General features: G+C 35.0%; 21 protein-coding genes and 2 tRNA genes. 15 read left to right on the top strand and 8 right to left on the bottom strand.

All coding sequences use genetic code 11. The features are described 5' to 3' along the window. Nucleotides 1-146: 146 nt before the first annotated feature. Nucleotides 147-998, top strand: coding sequence for a hypothetical protein (locus tag EZ428_RS04100; RefSeq protein WP_131551830.1), 852 nt, complete (start codon nt 147-149; stop codon nt 996-998). Between the two features lie 123 nt (nt 999-1121). On the opposite strand, the gene EZ428_RS23930 is transcribed toward EZ428_RS04100, so the two are convergent. Together EZ428_RS23930 and EZ428_RS23925 are read right to left on the bottom strand one after the other, a co-directional pair. Beyond that, nucleotides 1122-1265 (bottom strand) — tRNA-Asp (locus EZ428_RS23930). Between the two features lie 73 nt (nt 1266-1338). After that, nucleotides 1339-1448 (bottom strand) — tRNA-Asp (locus tag EZ428_RS23925). Nucleotides 1449-1603: 155 nt separating this feature from the next. Between EZ428_RS23925 and EZ428_RS04095 the strand changes: the two genes are divergently transcribed. The 10 genes from EZ428_RS04095 to EZ428_RS04050 all read left to right on the top strand — a co-directional run bounded on the left by EZ428_RS04095 (nt 1604) and on the right by EZ428_RS04050 (nt 11988). Next, nucleotides 1604-2080: an Lrp/AsnC ligand binding domain-containing protein gene (locus EZ428_RS04095; RefSeq protein WP_131551829.1), complete on the top strand. Its 477-nt coding sequence runs from the start codon at nt 1604-1606 to the stop codon at nt 2078-2080. A gap of 95 nt (nt 2081-2175) precedes the next feature. Further along, on the top strand, nt 2176-2571 hold the full coding sequence (locus EZ428_RS04090; RefSeq protein WP_131551828.1) for a response regulator: 396 nt from the start codon (nt 2176-2178) through the stop codon (nt 2569-2571). Continuing rightward, the gene (locus EZ428_RS04085; protein ID WP_131551827.1) at nt 2571-3647 is read left to right on the top strand and encodes a sugar transferase; all 1077 of its coding nucleotides are present in this window, start codon (nt 2571-2573) and stop codon (nt 3645-3647) included. Before EZ428_RS04090 ends, EZ428_RS04085 begins: the two co-directional genes overlap by 1 nt. Before the next feature lie 11 nt (nt 3648-3658). Continuing rightward, nucleotides 3659-4339: a TolC family protein gene (locus EZ428_RS04080; RefSeq protein ID WP_131551826.1), complete on the top strand. Its 681-nt coding sequence runs from the start codon at nt 3659-3661 to the stop codon at nt 4337-4339. Nucleotides 4340-4344: 5 nt separating this feature from the next. Beyond that, the gene (locus EZ428_RS04075; protein ID WP_131551825.1) at nt 4345-6495 is read left to right on the top strand and encodes a GumC domain-containing protein; all 2151 of its coding nucleotides are present in this window, start codon (nt 4345-4347) and stop codon (nt 6493-6495) included. Between the two features lie 12 nt (nt 6496-6507). Further along, nucleotides 6508-7965 carry an O-antigen ligase family protein gene (locus EZ428_RS04070; RefSeq protein ID WP_131551824.1) on the top strand — a complete coding sequence of 486 codons (1458 nt, stop codon included), beginning with the start codon at nt 6508-6510 and terminating at the stop codon, nt 7963-7965. Then, entirely contained in the window at nt 7949-9148 is a 1200-nt protein-coding gene (locus EZ428_RS04065; protein ID WP_131551823.1) for a glycosyltransferase, read from the top strand. Before EZ428_RS04070 ends, EZ428_RS04065 begins: the two co-directional genes overlap by 17 nt. Nucleotides 9149-9255: 107 nt before the next feature. After that, complete coding sequence (locus tag EZ428_RS04060; protein WP_131551822.1) at nt 9256-10470, top strand: glycosyltransferase; 1215 nt, start codon at nt 9256-9258, stop codon at nt 10468-10470. Then, nucleotides 10436-11056, top strand: a complete 621-nt coding sequence (locus EZ428_RS04055; RefSeq protein ID WP_131551821.1) for an acyltransferase — start codon at nt 10436-10438, stop codon at nt 11054-11056. Before EZ428_RS04060 ends, EZ428_RS04055 begins: the two co-directional genes overlap by 35 nt. Nucleotides 11057-11073: 17 nt before the next feature. Further along, nucleotides 11074-11988, top strand: a complete 915-nt coding sequence (locus EZ428_RS04050; RefSeq protein ID WP_131551820.1) for a glycosyltransferase family 2 protein — start codon at nt 11074-11076, stop codon at nt 11986-11988. A 3-nt stretch (nt 11989-11991) separates the two neighbouring features. Here EZ428_RS04050 and EZ428_RS04045 read toward each other — a convergent pair whose 3' ends face one another. Beyond that, nucleotides 11992-12741, bottom strand: a complete 750-nt coding sequence (locus EZ428_RS04045) for a glycosyltransferase family 2 protein (protein ID WP_131551819.1) — start codon at nt 12739-12741, stop codon at nt 11992-11994. A gap of 132 nt (nt 12742-12873) precedes the next feature. On the opposite strand from EZ428_RS04045, the gene EZ428_RS04040 reads away from it, so the two are divergent. From EZ428_RS04040 to EZ428_RS04030, 3 genes are read left to right on the top strand one after another with little or no spacing between them, the layout of a single operon-like run. Then, complete coding sequence (locus EZ428_RS04040) at nt 12874-14406, top strand: lipopolysaccharide biosynthesis protein (RefSeq protein WP_131551818.1); 1533 nt, start codon at nt 12874-12876, stop codon at nt 14404-14406. Beyond that, entirely contained in the window at nt 14396-15121 is a 726-nt protein-coding gene (locus tag EZ428_RS04035; RefSeq protein WP_131551817.1) for a glycosyltransferase family 32 protein, read from the top strand. The genes EZ428_RS04040 and EZ428_RS04035 overlap by 11 nt, the downstream gene beginning before the upstream one ends. Before the next feature lie 45 nt (nt 15122-15166). Next, on the top strand, nt 15167-15898 hold the full coding sequence (locus EZ428_RS04030) for a glycosyltransferase family 32 protein (protein WP_131551816.1): 732 nt from the start codon (nt 15167-15169) through the stop codon (nt 15896-15898). A 36-nt stretch (nt 15899-15934) separates the two neighbouring features. Here EZ428_RS04030 and EZ428_RS04025 read toward each other — a convergent pair whose 3' ends face one another. Together EZ428_RS04025 and EZ428_RS04020 are read right to left on the bottom strand one after the other, a co-directional pair. Continuing rightward, nucleotides 15935-16885 (bottom strand): AAA family ATPase, encoded by a 951-nt coding sequence (locus EZ428_RS04025; protein ID WP_225871014.1) that lies wholly within the window; start codon nt 16883-16885, stop codon nt 15935-15937. 33 nt (nt 16886-16918) lie between these two features. Further along, nucleotides 16919-19207, bottom strand: a complete 2289-nt coding sequence (locus tag EZ428_RS04020) for a Tex family protein (RefSeq protein ID WP_131551815.1) — start codon at nt 19205-19207, stop codon at nt 16919-16921. Nucleotides 19208-19464: 257 nt separating this feature from the next. Here EZ428_RS04020 and EZ428_RS04015 point away from each other — a divergent pair, with 257 nt between their 5' ends. After that, on the top strand, nt 19465-19905 hold the full coding sequence (locus tag EZ428_RS04015) for a hypothetical protein (RefSeq protein WP_131551814.1): 441 nt from the start codon (nt 19465-19467) through the stop codon (nt 19903-19905). A gap of 142 nt (nt 19906-20047) precedes the next feature. On the opposite strand, the gene EZ428_RS04010 is transcribed toward EZ428_RS04015, so the two are convergent. The 3 genes from EZ428_RS04010 to EZ428_RS04000 are packed head-to-tail and all read right to left on the bottom strand — an operon-like array spanning nt 20048 to nt 21357. Beyond that, nucleotides 20048-20437, bottom strand: coding sequence for a hypothetical protein (locus tag EZ428_RS04010; protein ID WP_131551813.1), 390 nt, complete (start codon nt 20435-20437; stop codon nt 20048-20050). A 40-nt stretch (nt 20438-20477) separates the two neighbouring features. Then, nucleotides 20478-20936, bottom strand: coding sequence for a hypothetical protein (locus EZ428_RS04005; protein WP_131551812.1), 459 nt, complete (start codon nt 20934-20936; stop codon nt 20478-20480). Nucleotides 20937-20991: 55 nt separating this feature from the next. After that, entirely contained in the window at nt 20992-21357 is a 366-nt protein-coding gene (locus EZ428_RS04000; RefSeq protein ID WP_131551811.1) for a hypothetical protein, read from the bottom strand. Between the last annotated feature and the right edge of the window lie 3 nt (nt 21358-21360).

Here is a 21360-nt window from a genome sequence, read left to right as displayed (position 1 = left end):
CCATAGTAAGTCCATATATAGTCCATAATAAGTCCATATATTTATTGAATAACTTGGACTTTATACAGATTTTATATACATTTATAGTGAAGGGTTGTCGAAGGAGTGTTTCGATGCGGTTATATCCTTCTTAAAACGTAGTGATTATGGCTAGAATTACAGGAAAATTCATCAGCGGGATCGTGGGCCCGGTAATCTTCAAGAAGGTTAGAAACAAGCAGGTTGTTGTTTCCAAGCACAAGGGTGAGCTGATCAAGATGACGGCTGCCACGTTTAATGCAGCATACGTTTTCGGCTACGCCAGCACATTGTCCAGTTACATCAGGTATGGTGCAGAAGACCTGATTGCCTATTATGATGGGGGCATGGTCTCCAGGCTTACTGGCGAGTGCAATGGCATCCTCCAAAAGGCAACCGTGAACGCTGGAGAGACCTTCAGTTTTGACCAGGACTATTTCAGTAGGCTCAATGGCTTTGAGTTCAATACGGCATCCCCCGTTAAGAGATATCTCTTTGCACAGCCAGAGGTCATAACAACAGCCGAAGACCTTCTGATATCGCTTCCAGAGATGCTTGTGCCCAGGGACCTGATATTCGCACCCAATGCCAAGTACTGTACCGTAGCCTTTAAAGTTACGCTTTTCGACTTAAAAAGCAAGGAATACCTGAATCAGGAAGTACAGTCCTTTGAGGTTGAGCTTCAGAAAGATCCCATTACCCTTCCGCCACAGCAACTCAGGTTCAAGGGTGCCCCTGGCGCACTTTATTTGGTGTCCCTGGGACTTTTCTATGCCGAAAGGACCTTTGCGGGCAAGGCCGTGCTCAACAACCAGGACCTTCACCCGGCGGCCATCCTAAGGGCTGGGTTTTGCCCGGGCGAACCCACTGACAGGGGCAGCCGTTGGCAAAAGATGATCTTCAAGGACAGGAAAAAGAGAAAGACCACGGGACAAAACAAGGATGATGCCCGTAAGGGCTTATTTGGTGGGGCTAAGTAATTATTTGCCTAGTCTACAAATTTGCAACTGATCTAAGTCTCTAAAATTGGCGAAATCTGAAATAAAAAAAAGAGTAACCCTATCCAAGGCCACTCTCCTTAACTAACTTATTATTTATAAAACTGGCTGTTGGGGAAGGAGTCGAACCTTCAAGGGGTAGTTAGCTGCAATTCAAAATTAATTTGTGGTCAACCCATAAATTGCGTTTGTCCCATGATCCCCACCACCGAGACAAGGAGGTGTGTCTGCCAATTTCACCACCCAACATTGTTTAGTCCGAAGTTTTTAGTCAGGAAGTCCGAAGTTAAACTCCAAACTCTAAACTCTAAACTTAAGATTGCTGTAGGGGAAGGAGTCGAACCTTCATAGAGTGGTTGTACCGTTACCGGATTTCCCATCTTCTCTACCACCGAGACAAGGAGGTGTGTCTGCCAATTTCACCACCCTACAGAGTATAAGCAAATGTTTAAAAGAACTATCTTGTTGTAATTGCTTGATACAAACATAAGACAATTTTCAAATACGTTGCAAATATTTTAAACATTTAATTTTATTTTTATGAATATTGTAATATATTCGCAATATCAATAAAATTTTAGAAAATTATGCTCAAAAAAGAAACGCAAAATTTAGAAATTGACAACCTCGATATTCAAATTCTAACACAATTGATGCAAGATGCTACCAAGCCTTATACAGAAATTGCAAAAGAGCTTATCATTTCTGGCGGAACTGTACACGTAAGGATGAAAAAATTAGCTGATATGGGCATTATTAAAGGCTCACACCTAATAATAGACCCAAAAAAAGCAGGCTATGACATTACCGCCTTTTTGGGAATTTATTTAGAGAAAGGATCTTTATATAAAGATGCGGTTGAGCAATTAAGCAAAATAAAGGAAGTGGTAGAATTACATTACACCACAGGTTCTTACAGTATGTTTGCTAAAATTACATGTAGAGATACTGATCATTTGCGCCATGTATTAAATGAAGAAATACAAGCGGTTAAAGGTATACAGCGTACTGAAACATTAATTTCTTTAGAGGAAAGTATAAAGAGGCAGATTGAATTACTGTAACTTCAAAATAAAAACTTTAAGTTTAAGGCAAAAATAAAAAATTTTATTTACTTTTAAGCATCTAGTGATTTCATAACACAATCTTCCCCAGACAGATGTCAAAAACCATTAATCCACAGTATACTAATAGAAAATCGATATTATTGATTGATGATGAAGTTACCGTGCTTAAGCTTTTAGAATTTATCTTAAAAGAAAATTATACATTAGAAATTAAAAATAATGGGCTAGAAGCCATCAGCTGGATGGACGATGGAAATATGCCTGATCTTATTATATCAGATCTTGAAATGCCTTACGTAAATGGACTTGACTTTGTACGGAGTATTAAAACTAGTGGTTATTACAGGGAAATCCCTATTATTTTACTAACGGGCAATTACTCAACTGAGGATCTCAAAACTAAACTTCCTTACAGTTATGATTTACTAGTGCAAAAGCCTTTTAATCCAGGAAAACTTAAAGAGAGTATTAAATCATTTTTTGAATAATGGAAAACACAGACACTTCAGTATTTAGTGCCAATCAATCTAGATTTAACATTATTTATTATGCAAATGAATATGAAAATGATATCACTGAAACTTTTGGATCAAACGGTGGAAATTTAAGAAAGACAAATAGCTATGTTGAAATATTCGAGGTTGTAAATAAGTTAACCGTTTATGAACTCGATGTAAGCATTTTACTAGAGGTAACGCCAAGCGCTACCAATGATGCTTTTAATTTGGTAGAGCAACTCAAGCAAAACTGGTTAAGTAGAAATATTGTTATTATTTTTCTGCTCACCGAAAAAGAGACCCTCACTACAAAAAAGGCTTTCGAAGCTCGGGTAAGCGATTGTTACAGCCCTGATTTTGTCTTTAGTGATGTTAAATTAAGACTGCAGTTTTTATATACGTATAAAATACTCCATTCAAAATTAAAGAACTTACCTAGCGAACCTTTAGAACAATATAAAATCCCTCTATCAAAGCGGATATTTGATCTTACCTTATCAATAACAGCATTGGTCTTTTTAAGCCCCCTATTTTTAATCGTAGCAATTTTAATAAAATTAGATTCAAAAGGCTCTGTATTTTACTCAAGCAAAAGAGTAGGCTCAGGCTATCAGATATTCGATTTTTACAAATTCAGATCCATGAGAGCAAATGCAGATAAAGAGATTGAAAATCTTAAAAAGGATAATCAATATGGAGATTCTGCCTTCTTTAAAATACAAAATGACCCAAGAGTAACTAAGCTTGGTAGTTTTCTTAGAAACTCCAGCCTAGATGAACTGCCTCAACTTTTTAATGTACTTCTAGGTAACATGTCTATTGTTGGCAATAGGCCTTTACCTCTTTATGAGGCAGAACAACTAACCACTGACGAGTGGTCTACTCGATTTTTAGGCCCTGCGGGCATTACAGGCTTATGGCAAATCACTAAACGAGGAAAAAAAGACATGTCTGATAGGGAAAGAAAAAAGTTTGATAATTTTTACACCAAAAACTTTACCATTTGGTTAGATTTAAAGATTATTTTTATGACTATCCCTGCACTTTTTCAAAAAGAAAAAGTTTAATACCAAAACAAATGATGAGAGCTGCTATATTTTCTGTGGTCTTTTTTCTTTCCTTAAATATCGCAAATGCCCAGGAAAGTTTTATTGGCAACATTAATTATCCTTTATTGCAAAAGTATGTTGATTTGGCAAAGCAGAACTACCCTAAAAGGAAGATGTATAAGGCGAGTGAGTTAAGTGCAAAAGCAAAAGTTGGAGTAGCTAGAGCCACCTATCTTGATGCATTTACAGCCGCCTATAATTATAGACCTGATAACAGTTCGGCAGCAATTAATACTTCTAATCCTTATACGCTAAACGGAATTCAACTTGGGATATATTTTAACCTAGGTATATTGTTTCGCACACCTGCATTTGTTAGGCAAGCAAAGGAAGAACACAATGAAAAAATTTATCAAGCTAAAGAATATGATATCCTTTTAGAATCAGAAGTAAAACAAACCTATTATGAGTACTTACGTCAATCATCAGATCTTAAGGTAAAGGCACAAGCATATACAGATAACAAAGCCTCAAGTGATGGGCTTAAATATAAATTTGAAAAAGGTGAAGTTACATTAGATGACTACACCAAAGCTAAAGCTATAACTTCTTACGCTAATTCAGAGAGATTGCTTGCGGAACTTAATTTGCTAAAAGCGAAAGATTCTTTGGAAGCATTAGTTGGTGAAAAGTTAGAGAATGTGAAATAAGCATTATGAATATTAAAGAATTTTTAAATCTAATTTCCAAGTATAGGTGGCTTATTATCGCTATTCCTATAATTACGCTTATTGTAACCTTTTTCTTTGTTAAAAACCTTCCAAAAGAATACAAATCGCAAGCAAAACTATCGACAGGCCTATTAGATCCATCTAGGCAGGTTGCCCCTGATGTACCTTCTTATTCAGGACCAGATCTTCTAATCAAAATTAATCAACAGTTTACGAATATAATGGACATCATGACAATGCCCAAAAACATGAGTATTCTTTCTTATCGCTTAATATTACATGATCTTAAAAACCCAAAAAAGCCATTTAAGCCGCTAAGCAATGATTTAAAGGCCTTAAGCGAAACTCAAAGACTAGAAGCGATTAAAGCATTTGAAGAGCGACTGGAAAAAAAACAGGTATTAACTCCTTTTGATAATTATAAGGTTAAATTCTATAATCTTGTTAAGTCGATGAGTTATGATGCACCAGCACTGAGTAAAAAATTAGGCATTAGTCACGAGCAAAACAGCGACTTTATTACTGTAGAATTTACTTCAGAAAACACTCTTCTTTCTGTTTTTGTGGTTAACACACTTTCGCACGATTTTATCAACAACTATAGCTTAGATTTAATTAGCAATAAAAATTCGTCAATACTTGTATTGGATTCTCTTTTGCAAAAAAAAGAAGCTATAATGAATGCAAGGATTAAGGAATTAAAAGATTATAGAATTCAAAATGGGATACTAAATCTTGATAAACAGTCGCAAATCGTTTACCAGCAAATCATAGATATTGAGAATAGAAAAAATCTGGCGCTAGTTGAAAAAGAGGCTTTATTGGCTGCATTAAAAAATGTAAACTACAATTTAAACAGTAGGTATAAAGAAAGGTATTTAGGTGCCGATGTGTCTGTAGATAATCAATCTATTATTAGTTTAAAGAACAAAGTTCAAGCAGCGGAAAATACATATCTTGATGGAGGCTATAACCAAACAGACAAAAAGAAAGTAGATTCTTTGCGACAACTACTTAACGATCAATTGGCAAGAGCAAATGATAATTATGTAAGCGACCCCATGGTTGCAAAACAAACTTTAATCCAACGCCGTATTGCCATTAGCATTGATTTGGACAAAACAGGTGCAGGCATCGAAGATATGAACAGGGAATTAGCAAAACTCAATGCAAAGTTTAATTCGATGGTTCCTTTTGATGCAGGCGTACAAAATCTTGAACGTAATGCAGATGTGGCGACTAAAGAATATCTCGAAATTTTAAATCGTTATAACCAAACTAACCTTGATAAAAATATAGGATTACGTTTACAATTAGCAGAAGAAGGGGTTCCAAGCACTCCAGAGGGTTCAAAAAAAGCCTTATATATGGCGCTAAGCGGAATTGCAAGTTTTGCAATCTGTTTTTGTGTGTTGTTTGTTATTCATGCTTTAGATAATTCCATTAACAATCAGAAACAATTAAAAGCGCTAACCAATCAAAAAATTATAGGTGAATTAAACTACATCAAGCCTAAGGATAGAGACATTGATTTAATTTGGAAAAACGTATACAACCAAAAAGATCATCTCTTATATAAGAATCTATTACGCTCCCTACGTTTTGATATTAATAAGTTACTTGCTACAGAAAATTTAAAAATTGTGGGAGTAACAAGGCTAGATCCAGAAAAATTTGGCTTATTTTCAGTAGTGAGCTTAGCGTATGCTTTCGCATCATTAGAAAAGAAAATTTTATTAATTGGAGATGAAGAATTAGCAGCTGAAGCTGAAAAGTTGAATATTACAACAAACCAAAGATTTAAGGATATATTAAATGGCTCAATTATTCAAAAAAGAGATCATATTACTTTTCTAAGCAGGGAACTGGAAGGCCAGTCATTACTTGAAAATAAGGATAAGGCAAGTATTGCTCAAACTTTCGATGCATTTAAAAGCGAATTCGATTTAATCATTATACAGCTAGATGCAATAAACAAAATATCAGATGTAAACGAGTGGATCTTGTTCACAGATAAATACATGGCAACTTTTATGGCTGGTAATTCCATCAGCGATAAGGACAAAGATCAGGTGAAATCTTTAAACGACGATGCTAAGTTTGCTGGCTGGCTAATAAATGGTGTTAAACAATAATAAGCAAACAACATGCTTAAAAAGTTAAACACATATATTATCGATAATAAAAAAGAAGTAATATTCTTTTTGATATCGATGAGCCTTTCTATTCTAGTAGCCAGTTCTACTTATAAGTTTGGTTTCTTAGGGCCTATGGCTGTGATTGCAGCCGCTGGATTTGGTACATTTTTAGTGGCTTTGTTTAATAACCCTAGATTAGCCTTTTGGATATACTTTGGCTACTGTTTTATTTTAGGCTTTTTAGTGAAGTCTTTTTTAAATATCCCAGTAGGTCTTGCCATGGATGCCATACTACTGCTTACTTGGTGTAGCATTTTAGTAAACATGAACAAATTCAATTGGCATAATTTACGAAATGAGCATGTTTGGTTCTCGGTAATTTGGTTTGCCATTAGTTTCGTACAAATACTTAATCCTAGCGGAGCTAGTTTAACGGGCTGGTTTAACGAGCTCAGATTTACCGCTTTAAGTTGGCTACTTATAGCACCATTGGTATTTCTGATGTTTAATAAAATGGTCGATTTGAATCGCTTTATTACATTTATCTTGTTTTTCTCATGTGTTGCAACCTTATATGGCATGAAACAACTATACATTGGTGTTTCTAGTGGCGAGCAACAATGGTTAAATTCGGGTAATGACGTTACTCATATTTTAGATGGCAAGCTCCGTGTATTCTCTATGTATTCAGACGCCGGTCAGTTTGGAGCTTCACAGGCAATAATTGCTGTAATTGCATTAACCTTAGCCCTTGGCCCCTTCAGTCTGGTTAAAAAAATGATTTTTGGGTTAATTGCCTTATTTCTTCTTTATGGAATGGCAATATCTGGAACAAGGGGTGCGTTGTTTGCATTGGCGTCTGGTATAGCATATGCGCTTTTCCTAAGCAAAAACTTTAAGGTACTAATTGTGGGGATAGCCTTTGCCTTTGCTGGATTTGCAGTATTAAAATATACCACCTTTGGAGATGAAATTTTCCAAATTCGCCGTTTCCGCAGTGCCTTAGATCCCAAAGATGCTTCGCTAAATGTTAGACTAGACAATCAAAAAAAGTTAGCCTACATATTAAAAGATTTACCATTTGGTGCTGGACTAGGGATGAGTGGAATGAATGGAATTACATACAATGCCGATAAACCGATTGCCAATATACAACCAGACAGTTATTGGGTTAAAGTTTGGGTGATGTATGGCATAGTTGGTGTAATGATTTGGATGGGCTTTACTTGTTATATTATAGGTAAATGCAGTGGAATAGTTTGGAAACTTAAAGACCCCAAGCTCCGAGTAAAAGCGATTGCACTAACATCAGGAACGGTAGGCTGTTTTATTTGCAGCTATGGAAATGAAGTGATGAATGCCATGCCATCCTCAGCAATTATGTTTATGTCATGGTCATTTGTATTTATTGCACCGTGGTTAGATAATCAGTCAAAACAAATTAAAGCCGATGGAAATAATTTATAGCATCATAAACATCTTGTTCTGGATTTTGGGTATTTATCTACTCCTCAATTGCCTTTATTTGGCATTCTTCGCAATCGCTGGATTGTTTTCGCTTCCTAAATCACAGAAGACTGCAACTAACTATAAAAAAATAGCAGTTCTCTTTCCAACCTATCAAGAAAATGTGGTAATTATTGAAAGTGTAAAATCAGCATTAAAGCATCAATACAATGGTTTATTTGAAGTTATTGTTATTGCCGATGGTTTGTTGCCTGAAACCAATGCTGTTTTAAGAAGTATGGGCGCAAGCCTAATAGAAGTATTCTTTGAAAAAAGTACCAAAGGGAAAGCTTTACAGTTTGCAATGAGCCAACTTAAAGATAACGCTTTCGATATCGCAATGATTTTGGATGTTGATAATGTAATGAGCGACGATTGTTTACATTACATAAATAGTTCATTTGAGCAAGGAAATAAAATAGTTCAAACACACAGAACCGCAAAAAACATAGATAGTAACTTTGCTTTTCTAGATGCTTGTAACGAAGAGGTTAACAATCATATTTATCGCAAAGGCCAGGCTGTTGTTGGCTTGTCTGCTGCATTAATTGGCTCGGGTATGGCTTTTGATTATACATATCTACTTAGTTTATTGAATAATATAGGGGAAACTGTTGGAGAAGATAAACAGCTAGATTTTATGATTGCTAATGACAAAGTTAACATAGCCTATTTAAATGATGTATATGTGTATGATGAAAAGGTAGAAAATGCAGCAGTATTTACCAAACAGAGAACAAGGTGGATTGCATCTCAAATAGAGTTTTTGAAAAAGTATGCTTTTGAAGGCTTTGCTCAGTTATTTAAAGGAAATATTGAGTTTTTCAATAAAAGTTTACAAACCTTTTTAGTACCACGAATCCTTTTATTGGGCTTGTTATTCTTAATGGTAATTCAATCTTTCTTTAACCCATTTGGTCCTTTCAAAGCATTTTGGGCAGCTCTATTTATCAGCCTTTGCTTAACACTATTAATTTCAGTACCAAGAAGGTTTTATTCCGACAGACGACTTTATGTAGCCCTATTACAAATACCTAGGGCAATGCTTGGAATGGTCATAGCACTATTTAGCATTGGCAAGGCCAAAAAATCTTTTATGGTAACGCCACATAGCAATAAATCCATTGAAAAAAATAAGAACTAATTATGCCACTAGAATTACTTGCCATTTCAGCTTTAATTTTCGGTATCCTTGGTTTTATCAAGGGCTTAAATGCGCATAACAAAAAGATTAAGTTATAGTTAAATGCAATGTTAAAAAACAGAGACATAATTATTGTAGGCCAACAACCATGGGATACATCAATTGGCAGCAATTGCAAAGATTTAGCAGTTGAATTCAGTAAAAACAATCGAGTTTTATATGTAAATGCACCGTTGGATCGTAGAACTGCTTATCAACAGCGCCATGATAATGGAATTAAAAAACGGAAACGGATTATTGACGGACAAGAAGATGGACTGCAGGAAATAGCTCCCAATTTTTGGGTCTATTATCCAGATGTAATTGTAGAATCTATTAATTGGATTAAATTCACTTCTATATTTAGAGTAATCAATAAAATCAACAATAAAAGGTTTGCCAAAAGCATTAAAGCAGCAATTGATAAACTAGATTTTAAAAACTTTATTCTTTTTAATGATAATGATGTTTTTAAAAGTTACCACCTAAAAGAACTTTTAAGTCCCAGCATTAGCATTTACTATTCTAGAGATTACATCATTGCTACACCATACTGGGCTCGTCATGGCAAAACTATTGAGCCCGAGTTAATAGAAAAGAGCGATTTGTGTGTAGCCAATTCTGTCTATTTGGCTAACTATTGTAAACAGTATAATCCAAATTCATTTTATGTGGGGCAGGGCTGTGATTTCGAAATGTTTAAGAATGATGATAGCATTAAAGTTCCAGAAGATTTACACAATATTCAAAAGCCAATATTGGGTTATGTTGGTGCATTGCTAAGTATCCGCCTTGACGAAAATATTTTAATTCATCTTGCAGAAACAAAACCAAATTGGAATATAGTTCTAGTTGGGCCAGAAGATGAGGACTTCAAAAGGAGCAGACTTCATCAATTAAAAAACGTACACTTCCTGGGTGCTAAAAAACCAGAAACCTTACCAGCATACATTAAGGGTTTTGATATTTGTTTGAACCCACAAGGTGTTAACCCTTTAACGATTGGTAACTACCCACGTAAAATAGATGAATATTTAGCAATGGGTAAGCCGACTTTAGCAACAAAAACTGAAGCTATTAGCATTTTTAAAGATTACATTTACATTGCAGAAACAAAAGAAGATTATGTACAGTTAGCAGAAAAAGCTTTAGCTGAAAACAATATAGATTTAGCTAACGACCGTATCACATTTGCGAACACACATACTTGGGAGAAAAATGCAGAAGAAATTTATAAAGCAATAGATCATGTCGCAGAGCATATCGAACTGGATAAAATCTAAGCCTGGTTTCAAAAAACTAGCTCATTGGATGCTTATTCCATCTAATGAATATCGCCCAAGATTATGGGTTAAGTGGTTTGTAAATCCTTTTATTCATAAAAAAGGGCGAGGTAGTATTATTCGAAATCGGACCCGTATTGATGTGATCCCATTTAATGGTTTTAGCTTAGGTGACCATGCTACCATAGAAGATTTTTGCACCATAAACAATGGTGTAGGAGATATAACAATTGGCAATAATACCATCATTGGTGTTAGCAATGTGATTATTGGGCCTGTAAATATTGGAAACAATGTAATGATTGCACAAAATGTGGTTATATCTGGCTTAAACCACAATTTTGAAGACGTGAGCCTACCGCCATTGTTACAACATTTCAATGCTAAGTTAATTGTAATTTGTGATGATGTTTGGATTGGCGCTAATGTTGTGATCACAGCTGGAGTTACCATAGGCAAGCATTCAATAGTAGGTGCTGGTAGCGTAGTTACTAAAGATGTCCAACCTTTTTGCGTGTATGTAGGAAATCCAGCCAAGATGGTTAAAAAGTATAATTTTGAAATAAAAGTATGGGAATCTGTATAAATTATTTTTGATAACAAATGGCTTTAACTTCAATCATCACCGTTAATTTTCATCAAACTGAGGTAACCATAGCCTTGCTAAAATCAATCAGCAAGTCTTATACAGCCAAGAATGTTGAAGTTCTTATTGTGGATAATGGAGCCGATAAAAATCAAGAGCTTATTTTCCATCCCCATTTTAATAATATCAAGTACATCCAGTCGAAAGAAAATTTAGGGTTTGCTGGGGGCAATAATTTAGGCTTAAAACAAGCAAAAGGAGATTATATTTTCTTGTTAAATAATGACACAGAAATCCCCGCTGGTTGTATAGAAGCAATGATTGCTGAAATGGAAGCAAATGACAAAATTGGACTTTTATCACCCCTTTTGCTTTATTACGATCAAAAAGATCTGATCCAATATGCTGGCTATACCTCTATGAATTATGTAACTGCTAGAAATGAAAATATAGGCAGTTTTGAAAAAAACACTGGACAATACGACAATCAAACCTACGAAACTGGCTTCTGCCACGGTGCAGCAATGATGTGCCGTAAAACAGATTTATTAAAAGCGGGCCTAATGGACGAATCCTATTTCTTATATTATGAAGAGCTAGATTGGTGCGAGAAATTTAAAAGCATAGGTAAGCAAATTTGGTTTACTGGGAACACCTATGTATATCACAAGGAATCTATTAGTGTTGGAAAAGAAAGTGCCATAAAAACGTACTTTATGACTCGCAATCGGATGTTGTTCATCAGAAAAAATACAAGCTGGCTTAACACTATACTTTTTGTTCTTTATTATACTTTTTTAGCTATGCCAAAGACAATACTGGCATTGTTGGTTGGTAAGAATTCACATCTAGCAAAATGGGCTTTTAAAGGATTACTTTGGAATTATACGCATACAAAAAGCAGCAAAATACTTGGATTTAAAATAAAGTAGCTTTTATCTCAACCGTTTCCAAACAGTTGCAAAGGCATACTTTGTAAAATGGTATACCGACTCGATAAAGCCTAACTTCTCACTTTCTCTTAGAATTTTCCAAGTATAGCCAATTACCTTTAATTTATTAGATGAGACAGATCCTTTTCTAATTCGGTAATAAATCAATTCTTCTTTAATTCCGTACCCAATAATATTCTTCTTCATTAAATCGAGCCAAAATACCCAATCTTCATGCCCTACATTTTTTAGAACAATACCATCAAGGGCACTTTTCAGCACCATTGAACTTGAGAAAATAATCACATTGTGACCAAGTAACTGTTTATAATTTACTGTAGTTGGAGGTATTATGGTTATTGATATAATCTCGCCTGCTTCATCTATTCTCTTATAAGCTCCAAAAGTGAGGACAAGCGATTTTTCTTCCATTATGGAAACTTGTAATGATAACTTGTCTTTTAACCAAATATCATCACTATCCAAAAAAGCAATATACTTTCCTTTTGCCGCTGCTAAACCAACATTTCTTGCATTAGAAACCCTCCCGTTTTCTTTGAGAGAAATCAACTGAATTTTGTGGTTTTCCTTTATAAGTTCTTCTACCAACTCTCGGGAATTATCGGAAGAATTATCATCAACAATGATCATTTCCCAATTTTCATAGGTTTGTGATATGACAGAATTGATGGTTTCTACAATGAAATCTGCAGAATTGTAACAAGGCGTAATGATAGATACAAGTGGTTTCAAGCTAACTTTTGTTTAGTCTCTTCAAATTATTTAAGTATTACCAAAATAAGAATAAATAATCAGTATTGATGATTTAAATAAACCCAAATAAAACAATAACTTTAGCATTATCATTACTCCCTATTGATAAGTATGGATAGAAGACGTTTTATAGTAAATTTAGTTTCCAATTTCTTTAGCGCACTCTCTGGAGTTGGAATTTCTTTCTTTTTAACGCCCTATATTGTGGCACATCTAGGCAAAGAAGCCTATGGTTTCTTCCCGCTATCCAATAACTTTTTGATGTATGCCGGAATCATCACAACAGCGCTAAACTCAATGTCGAGCCGATACATTACCATAAGTTTGGAAAAGAATGATATTAAAGAGGTTAATGTATATTTTAACTCGGTGCTATTTGGTAATTTGATTATTTCACTAGGCTTTATTATTATAAGTGGCATTTTTTGCTTTTTCATAAATAGCATCCTCGATATTCCCGTAAATCTTTTTCACGATGTGCAGCTGTTATTTATTTTTATTTTTATCAGCCTTATCATCAGTGTGTCCTCAGCAGTATTTTCTGTAACCGCATTTGCCGTTAATCGATTTGATAAACTCGCCTACATCAATATTATTTCTAATGCATTAAAACTGGGTATAATTGTTATTTTGTTCTATTTTTTTACACCAAAAATCTATTTCTTAGGGTTGTCTACAGCCGTTATTTCGATATATACTTTTATTGCGAATTATAGGCTTACCAAAAAACTGTTGCCAGAAATACATATTGATTGGTCTTTTTTCTCCAAAGGTGCGCTTACCCTTATTATAGGGTCTGGCATTTGGAATTCGATAATGGCAATGTCTAATGTAATTAATACCCAACTAGATTTACTTATTGCCAATCATTTCTTTGGTGCTTCTGGAATGGGATTTTTATCGCTAACCAAATTTATTCCGAATGCAATCTATATCTTATTAGGTATTATCGTACCTATATTTCTGCCAGAAATGCTAAAAGCATATGCACAAAATGACATGGTCAAATTGAAGAAAAATCTAGATCTTTCATTTAAAGCTATTTTTGTTGTAGTCTTAGTCCCCTTGTCAGTTTTTTTTGTGTATGGTGAAGATTTTTTTAGGTTGTGGCTTCCAACGCAGGATGCAGTTGCACTCCATATCCTTTCTGTTATTACACTGGTTCCATTTATTGTTCACGGCACGGTCGAAACAGTATATCACATTTTCGTGATCACCAACAAGCTTAAAATAGCCTCTTTTTGGGGGATATTTATCTCCATCTTTAACTTTGTGCTTGTTATCTTATTGTGCCTATACAGCTCACTTGGTGTATATTCAATTCCAGTTGCTGCATTAATAAGCGGGGTATTTAGCCATCTCACATTTACACCTCTGTATGCTGCTCATTGTTTACAGGAAAGTAGGTGGTATTTCTTCATCAAAATTATAAAGGGACTTGGTGGTTTTCTATTATTAATTGCAATTACATATGGCTGGAGAGAATGGAACTTAATTGCCGTTGAATCATGGTTAACCTTCCTGATCAATAGCTTTATAATTGGTGTTGTTTTACTAATCGTAACTGCATTCATTAAGTTTGACAGGGCAACATTGATTGATTCCTATAAAAAATTGACTAAAAAGAAAGTTTATGATACCTAAAATCATCCATTATTGTTGGTTTGGCAGAGGCACTATGCCCGAGCTGGCACTAAAGTGCCTACAGTCCTGGAGAAAATACCTTCCAGAATATGAAATAATGGAATGGAACGAAGACAACTTTGATGTGAATATGTTTCAGTTTACCGCTGAAGCTTATAAGGAGCGTAAGTTTGCATTCGTATCCGATGCTTGCCGTTTGTACGCACTCAAAAAAATGGGTGGGATTTACATGGATACTGATGTGGAGTTTTTAAGACCTTTTGACAATGAAATTTTAAGCAACAAAGCTTTTACCGGATTTGAAGATAACCTCCTATTCTCATCGGCAATAATGGGTAGTGAAAAAGATGGGAAATGGATAAATGAACTGTTACCACATTACCATAATCGTAGCTTCTATTTACCAGATGGCAGTTTCGATGTAAACCCAAATACGGAGATCATTACTGATTTCATGAAAAATAAGAAGGGTGTACCCATCAACAATACATTCCAAAAACTTGAAGATTATTGTACCATTTATCCTAGCGATTATTTCTGTCCAAAAAGTTGGAAAACCTTAAAAATTAAAACGACCGCTAATACTTATTGTATACATCATTTTGCAGGGTCATGGGTTGGTAATGCCGAGCATAGTTTCCTTGGCAAGATGGCTAATTTCTTTTTAGGTAAAAGAGGTGCAAATTATTGGGCTGCAAAGTATAGGAAGATTTGAAAACTAATAATAAATCTATTCAATAACTGAAAAAACAAATAACTGATGATCCCCAAGGTTATTCATTACTGCTGGTTTGGACGAGGAGAAATGCCCGACTTAACTTTAAAATGTATCGCTTCATGGAAAAAATACCTTCCTGAATACGAAATTATCCTTTGGAATGAGGATAATTTTGATGTAAATAGTTACCAATATGCTGAAGAAGCTTATAAAGAAAACAAATTTGCATTTGTTGCTGATGTTTGCCGCCTCTATGTGCTCAAAAATAAGGGCGGTATTTATATGGATACCGATATAGAATTTATTAAACCTTTAGATGATGAAATGCTAAATGATGTGGCTTTTACTGGTTTTGAAGATAGATTAGTGTCTGCTGGAATAATGGGGAGTGTAAAAAATGGAGAATGGATTAATGACTTATTAAATTATTACAATGGCATAAGCTTTTATCTGGCTGATGGCGGATTAAATATCAATCCTATCACGGAAACAATTACTGCCATTATGAAAGAAAAAAAGAGCTTGGTAAACGACAATACTTTGCAAAAAATACCTAATTATTGCACCATCTATCCAAGTGATTATTTCTATCCTAAAAGTTGGATGACCCTAAAAACGACAATTACTGCGAATACTTATTGCATACACCATTTTGCTGCATCATGGCTTCATAATGAATATAGCTTTCTGGGCAAAGCAGCCAATTTATTACTTGGCAAAAGAATTGCCAATTCTTTATCTAAAAAATACCGAGAAATTATAGCTAAGAAGTAATTAATTTCTTTTGTGTTCCTGGTATCGAATTATGAATTATTTAATCAACTCATCTATAAAAGATTTGATGATACTTTCTCGTTGCTCATAATTACCCTCAATAGATATGTAATTAATATTCCTTTTTAATAATTCTTGCTCAAACAAGGTATACATTTCTTCTCTCCTATCACCTAAATCTCTTAAATTATCTGCCACCCAAGCTACATCTGTATTCAATAAAAAATATTGGTCATAGCTAATTAATTTTTCGAATTCTAACAATTCTGAAAGTTGATAACCCAAATAATGTTTAGCATAAATCTGGGTAGTAATTACATCTGTATCGCAAAATAAAAGCTTGTTAGCTGTTTTTGTTTTCTCAATTACCCTTTGAGTTTGTGCAACTGCAATTCTTAAAAAATCATCTTCAGTTAAATCATTATTTACTATTAACTCCCTGGCAACTTCTGGAACAAATTCAGTATTATAAAGCTTTGCCATTTTTTCTGCCATTGTAGATTTACCAGTACTTTCTGGCCCATATAAACAGATTTTTTTAACAAAGTAAGGCCTTACAACTGCTGGAATAAAATCCCAATATTTAAATGGGTTATTTCTTATTAGCGTAGCAGAAACCGGAAAAACATTTCTTTCCTGATTAAAAATTAAACACTCAGCACCTAGATTCTCAGCAAAAGGAACTCCATAATCTTCAGAGCTTATTACCACATCAACAGGTGGATAAACCTTTTTCATCTTGTTAGCCCAAATCTTTGTCCGTTCGGGCAAAGCCAGTTCCTCTACGTCAAAATCATCTAAAATGAGTTCAACTTTGATCCTTGGTTCATCTTTAAAGATTTCCCTTATCCAATTATAGCGCAACTTCGAATCAATGGTATCATTAAATGTATAACTCATAGACACAATTAATTCGTCACAATATGATTTTGCATATTTTATCAGCGCAATATGTCCATTATGTATGGGCATAAACTTGCCAATCACAAGTCCTCTTGTAAATGTGTTTAATTGTATCAATTACTTAAACATTCCTTTCAGCTTCGCTAGTTTTTCTTGTAAATCGCCATCTGCTTCCTTTTTTGATTGTTGTTGAGGTTTTTGAGTAAAGCTTTTTATTGCTTGCTCTTTAATCTTTGTCTCCTCAACTTTCGGCCTTTCCAACTTCCTGTCTCTCGGACTCTCTTCGGTCTTCATCGATAATGAAATTCTTTTCCTTGCTACATCAACATCGACGACTGTTACCTCTACAACTTGGCTAACTTTTACTATATCATTCGGATTGGCTACATAACGATTGGCTAATTGACTAGTATGAACCAAACCATCTTGATGAACGCCTATATCTACAAAAGCTCCAAAATTGGTAATATTGGTTACAATGCCAGATAATTTCATTCCTTTTCTTAAATCATCCATTGAGTTTACACCTTCAGCAAAGCTGAACGCCTCAAATTGCTCACGTGGATCGCGACCAGGTTTGGCCAATTCTTTTACAATATCTGTTAAGGTTGGCAAGCCAACTTCCGCACTCACATAACGTTGCAAGTTAATTTGTTTTTGCAGGTTAACATCCTTAATTAAGTCATCAACCGTACAACCTAAATCCTTCGCCATTTGGTTAACTAGCGCATATCGCTCAGGGTGAACTCCGCTTCTATCTAACACTTGTTTTGCATCGCGGATACGCAAAAAACCCGCAGCTTGCTCAAAGGCTTTATCGCCTAAACGAGGAACTTTTTTTAGGCTTTCTCTATTCTTGAATGCGCCATTTGTATTGCGATAATTTACGATGTTCTGTGCCAAGGTGTCTCCCAAACCAGAAACATAAGCCAATACTTGTTTGGATGCAGTATTTAACTCTACACCAACTGCATTTACGCAACTCATTACAGTATCATCTAAACTTTGCTGCAACTTATTTTGGTCAACATCATGTTGATATTGCCCAACGCCAATAGATTTTGGGTCAATTTTTACCAGTTCTGCTAGTGGGTCCATTAACCTACGACCAATAGAAACCGCACCACGAACAGTAATATCTTGTGTTGGAAACTCTTCTCTTGCCAAGGACGATGCCGAATATATTGATGCACCACTTTCATTAACCATAACCACTACAACATCATGAATTTTTAAGCCCCGAACAAAGGTTTCTGTTTCTCTTCCTGCGGTACCATTACCAATGGCGATGGCTTCAACTTCGTGTTTTTCGCAAAGCTGAGTTAATTGCCAAGCTGCATCTTTTAAGTTGCCTTGTCCAGTATGAGGATAAATTGTAGTGTTAACGAGTAATTGACCTTGCTTATCTAAGCAAACAACTTTACAGCCTGTTCTAAAACCTGGGTCAATGGCCAATACATTTTTTTGTCCCATTGGCGCAGCTAACAATAACTGCCGAGCATTTTCGGCAAAAACTTTAATGGCTTCTTCATCCGCTTTCTGTTTAATGGTGGCTCTCAATTCTGTTTCCATCGCAGGGCGAAGCAATCTTTTGTAACCATCTGTTATTGCCGATTGAACTTGATCGGCACAAGCATTTCTAGCTGTAATGAATTGGTTTTCTAATAACTCTATTGCCGGCTCATCTGGAGGGAGTACATTTAATTTTAAAAACCCTTCTTGTTCGCCCCGCAACATTGCTAATACACGATGTGAAGGAGCTGACTTAGCACTTTCTTCCCATTCGAAATAGTCTTTATATTTAATTCCAGCTTCCTCTTTTCCTTTAACCAAAACCGTTTTATAGGTTGCCTTTCGCACAAAATGATTACGCATTTTAGTTCTGGCTTCGGTATTTTCACTGATTAGTTCTGCTATAATATCTCTTGCTCCTGCTAGTGCTTCTTCTTGATTGGCAACTCCTTTTTTATCATTGATATAAACCGTAGCTTCTTGCTCTGGGTCTATCCTACTTTGAGATAGAATACGTAATGCTAAGGGCTCTAATCCTTTTTCTTTAGCTACCGAAGCTCTGGTTTTACGTTTAGGTTTATAAGGCAAATAAATGTCTTCTAAAGCTGTAATGGTTTTCGCATCATTAATTTGTTTCGCTAAGGTTGGTGTTAATTTTTCAAGCTCTGTAAGTGATTTTAAGATGGCCTCACGACGTTTGTCAAGTTCACGTAGTTGTTGTGCTAAGTCTCTAATTGCGGCAACCTGTACCTCATCTAAACTTCCAGTTGCTTCTTTACGATAACGAGAAATAAAAGGTACTGTTGCACCTTCATCTAATAAGGCTAACGTTGCACTAACTTGTTTAATAGAGATGTTTAATGCGTTTGCAATGCTTTGAAAATGTGTATCCATATTTTTTTTAGAGGGAGCTAATTTAAGAAGATGATTTCACAGATTTAGGGGATTTCACAGATTAATTAGGTTCTTGTCTTCGTTTGTAAGGAGGATAACCGAGCAGCACATTTGTAATGTGTAGAATAGCCATACAATCTCTAAGCTAATTCATCCGCATTTGTAACGCGGATGATGTGGGAGTTAACAAATGCGAGCGATGTCAAGTTCCTAGATATTAATTTTATTTAAGCAAGCAATTCAATAAATTGCATCATATGAAACAAATATTTTCTCAAGTTTTATTCTTATTATTTCTAGCAGTTCCTGCAATGTCACAAGAAGCAATAGAAAATGATTTAGTTGGCAGCTGGAAAGTGAATGATGTTCAGCTGCTATCCATAGGAACCTCAAACGAATTAATCACTGCGGCTAAAGTACTTAGTAAATCCTTTTTAAAAGCGCAATTTGAATTTAAAGTAGATAAACACTTTTCATTTGATTGTGACGATGCGGATATGAGAATTAAAAATGGTCATTGGAAATATAATCCAAAAACAAAATCTATTATCATTCAGGAATGGAGAGACAGAAATATGGGCAAACCAATACTAATGGAAATGTTCATTAAGCGAGATGGTAATAAATTTACTTTTTTACTATCTGAAACTCCTCTTGTATTACTTGTCGAAAAGAGCAACAAATTTCAAAATAAGTGACATATTTTTGAGATTTACAATGGAAAAGTTTATAGGCGTAATAACCTTTGTTCCCTAAACCCGATTGTAATGGAAAGCGGGACTACCAACACCGAAAAGACGCTAATTTTCCTTTACCAAATCTCTTTTCAGCTATAAAGCATTAACTGTAATAAAACTTCAACACGAATAAAACTACAGAAATTATTAAAACAACAATAAGCGGCATCCAAACATTTCGCGATTTAAATGAGTTGAAATCTTTAAAATGATGTTCCCAAAAGGGCTTAATTAGTAGAAGACTTCCAATAAAATTTGGTAAAACAAAGGTCAACAAAAAATTGTCTGTGTACTTATGAGCTAATTTAAAAGCTATAACATTCCATACAATACAGAATAGAAGTACAGAAGTTACATGCTTTTTTTGCCCAGTTTCAATTAAATTTTGAGAATAAATTATTCCTCCAAAAAATGTTGATAGTAAAATAGAAAATATAACGATGGTTAACTTATTATATAATCTAGGTTCTTCATCGAAAGTTTTTTCGGGCATATCAAGTAATTTAAATCGAAGATAACGAATGCTTTTTTATCTACTTTGTAATAATGTTTATAAAAGCATCGTCCAAAGCACCTTTACTCAATTCTACTTTGGCAACTCTACTTTCATTGGCTAAAAAGTTATCTCTTATGGTTAGCAGTTCGCCATTTACTTTAATCATTTGCTGATAAGCCGTTGGCACTTTATAACGCTCAAAAAATTGAGCTAGGGTTATAAATTTAGCTCCAGGTTTTGTAGACATATTAAGTGATGTTGGCTTCTTAGGCATCGCCCCCTGTGTCATATCGGCTGGTGAAATCCCAGCTACATCAACCGAAGCATAGTTATCAGGATCTATCAATTTTGCGACAAGGATATCGGCCTCTTTCTCGTCGATAAAAAATTTGGTTTTTGGAGTAGTTTTGGTCGTTGCTTGTTTATTTGCTGGTTTTTGAGCAAAAGTTGGGGAAGAAATAAAAAGGGCAAGAATGAGATAGATGTAATTTTTCATGGTTTGGTTTTTTAGTGCGCCAAAGGTATATAATATGCGAAAGCTTACTATTCAGCTATCTTACTTTTTTTGAAAACAAGCCCAAATAATAATAGCCAATCGTAATTATCCCTAACGAAAAAGGAATGACCGCATAATATCTAAGACTATCATCTGTAGAATAAAACTCAGACAACATCCAATAGGCATTTGCTGTAATCCAAAACACCACTGCAACATTATGGAGCAATTCACTTTTTATAGCCCGGGTTTGCCAGGTAATTAAAAGCGCTGCTCCTAGGGTCGGGATAATCATGATCAAACCCAAAGGTTTCCAGAGCATCACCCAACATAAATCTTTGACGAGCCAAAACACAATGTGCAAGTTTTCCGTTTTACGGTAGCGGGAAGGGATACAATACAATTCTTCTTTATCAGACATATG

This window comes from Pedobacter frigiditerrae (genome assembly GCF_004331645.1).
GTDB classification, from domain to species: Bacteria; Bacteroidota; Bacteroidia; order Sphingobacteriales; family Sphingobacteriaceae; genus Pedobacter; species Pedobacter frigiditerrae.
Note: the sequence above shows the minus strand (reverse complement) of the source record. Positions and strands in the feature narration are given on the sequence as shown.